Consider the following 2,205-nt stretch of genomic DNA (forward strand, 5'->3'; position numbering starts at 1 on the left):
GAATCCGGATGGAACACCGGCTCCACCCGGACCGACAGGTGTGCGGCCACCACGGTCTGTGCGACCCGATCGCCAACGGACGGCACGCCGAGAATTCTCGTACCGCCCCCGGACTTCGGGATCGCGAGCAATTGTCAAAACCTGTGGTTGGAGGTCGGCGTTGGCGGTGGGATGATCTAGCGGTTGAGTGTCCGGTTTGGTGGGGAGGCATGTCGGGATGTCGCAGGAACATGATCACTCCGCGTGGGAGGCGATCGTGCGTGCCGCACGTGAGCGTGCTGGCGCACGACAGTCCTCGATGGTCGAGCGCTTCGGGCTGGCCGGCGACGTGCAGTTCTACTGGTCGATGGATGACGCTCGGATTACCTGGTCGCGCGGCGGAGAGACCTTCCTCTCCGGGCGGATCACGATGATCGGCAGCGTGAGTTTGCCTCGGCAGACCTGGTTGTGGTCATGGGCGAACGACTCGCTCCCGGCGCTCGTGCTGGGCGAGATCGACCAGGTGCGCCGCTATGGCGAGGCCAACGACTTCCCCGTGCTGCCGTGGAAGGGCTTCAATTACCACCCGGAACTGGTGGCCGAGGCGCGGTTCGTGGCCGCCTCGGTGCTTGATGCCGAGGGGCTGTGGACCGACACGGTAGACGATGTGCAACTGCACTTCCTCATCCATGATCTGACGCTGCTCGACGCTGCGGTATGACGCCCGGCCCTCGTCGTTAGGCCGCGGCGAATTCGCGTTCGGCCAGGATGCCGCGTTCGAACCGGGCTCCGGCGCGCACGAGCGCGACCAGGTGGGGTGCGTTCACGGCGCGCCACCGGGACTGCGCGGACTCGATCAGCTTGAATACCATGCCGAGCGCTGCGGCGCGACTGCCCGCACCCTTGGTGACCTTGGTACGCAGCCGCACAGTGGCGAAGGTGGACTCGATCGGATTCGTCGTGCGCAGGTGGATCCAGTGCTCGGCCGGGTAGTCGAAGAACGCCAGCAGTTCATCCTCGTCGTCGGTGATCCGCGCGACGACCTTTGGGTACTTCGCCCCGTACTGCTTCTCGAAGCTCCTGATCGCGGTGAGAGCCAACTCCTTGTCCTCGGCGTTGTAGATGTCCTGGATTGCGCGCTTGGCCGCGGACTGCGCCGTCTTAGGAAGCGCGTCAAGAACATTCGCCGTTTTATGAACCCAGCACCGCTGTTCCCGCGACTCGGGGAACACCTCCCGCAGCGCCTTCCAGAAGCCCAAAGCGCCGTCGCCGACCGCCAGGACCGGAGCGCGCATCCCGCGCCGGGCGCAGTCGCGCAACAGCGAGGCCCAAGCCTCGCTGGACTCACGGTAGCCGTCGGCGATGGCTATCAGTTCTTTGCGCCCGTCGGCCCGCACACCCATCAGGACCAGCACTGCGGCCTTGGCCTCCTCTAGCCGGATCTTCAGATGCACGCCGTCTGCCCACACGTACACGAAGTCCGACCTCGACAGGTCACGCCGACCGAACGCCTCATGATCGGCCTGCCACTGCGCGGTCAGCCAGCTAATCGTGGCCGGCGAGAGCCCCGCCGAACTGCCCAGGAATTGCTCCAGCGCCGGCACGAAGTCCCCAGTGGACAGGCCATGTAGGTAGAGCAGCGGGAGCACCTCGCCGATCCTCGGCGATTTACGGGCCCACGGCGGCAAGATCGCCGAGGAGAACTGCCTGCGCTCACCGGTCGCCGCATCGACGCGTTTGTCGTTGACTCGCGGAGCCTTGACCTCGATCGCACCGGCGCTGGTCGTGACCGCCCGCGCATTGCGATACCCGTTGCGCACCACCAAACGCCGACCGCCCTCGTCCCGCTCATCGGCCAGTTCGGCCAAATACGCCGCGACCTCGGCCTCCAAGGCCGCAGCCAACATCCGCCGGGCGCCCTCCCGCACAATGTCGTCCAACAACGACACATCATCTCGCGTCGCACCGTCTTCAGCCACTACCGTCAGCACAGGCGTGCCTTCCCGACCGACGCGCCAACGTCGGCCATGCTCGAGTCTCATCGATCCAATGGGAAGCCCTATCCCTTCAGGCCGATCCACAAGTCTCGATCATTGCTCCGGGATCGCGACCGCTTTCACCTCCGGCGGGAAGTACGCGCCGGAGCTCATCCGATTCCAGATCCTGTAGAGATTGTTCTTCAGATCCTTCTCGAACTCCGCCACCGACACCCCATCCACACCGGCT

General features: G+C 65.3%; 2 protein-coding genes and 2 pseudogenes. 1 reads left to right on the plus strand and 3 read right to left on the minus strand.

The window, feature by feature from the left end:
* Positions 1–122, minus strand: a pseudogene (locus tag KDL01_RS46910) (group II intron reverse transcriptase/maturase); the annotation flags it as partial.
* 95 nt (positions 123–217) lie between these two features.
* Here KDL01_RS46910 and KDL01_RS40655 point away from each other — a divergent pair.
* Positions 218–700, plus strand: coding sequence for a DUF6882 domain-containing protein (locus KDL01_RS40655; protein WP_212534061.1), 483 nt, complete (start codon positions 218–220; stop codon positions 698–700).
* Between the two features lie 16 nt (positions 701–716).
* Here KDL01_RS40655 and KDL01_RS40660 read toward each other — a convergent pair whose 3' ends face one another.
* A complete protein-coding gene (locus tag KDL01_RS40660) occupies positions 717–1,970 on the minus strand; it encodes an IS256 family transposase (RefSeq protein WP_212534062.1) in 1,254 nt (417 codons plus the stop codon).
* A gap of 102 nt (positions 1,971–2,072) precedes the next feature.
* Positions 2,073–2,205, minus strand: a pseudogene (locus tag KDL01_RS46380) (group II intron reverse transcriptase/maturase); the annotation flags it as partial.

The sequence above is a fragment of the Actinospica durhamensis genome, from assembly GCF_018139695.1.
GTDB classification, from domain to species: Bacteria; Actinomycetota; Actinomycetes; order Streptomycetales; family Catenulisporaceae; genus Actinospica; species Actinospica durhamensis.

Bases quoted from the DNA above. Each gene is read 5' to 3' on its own strand.
- KDL01_RS40655 (WP_212534061.1), top strand. From the start codon at position 218: ATGTCGCAGGAACATGATCACTCCGCGTGGGAGGCGATCGTGCGTGCC.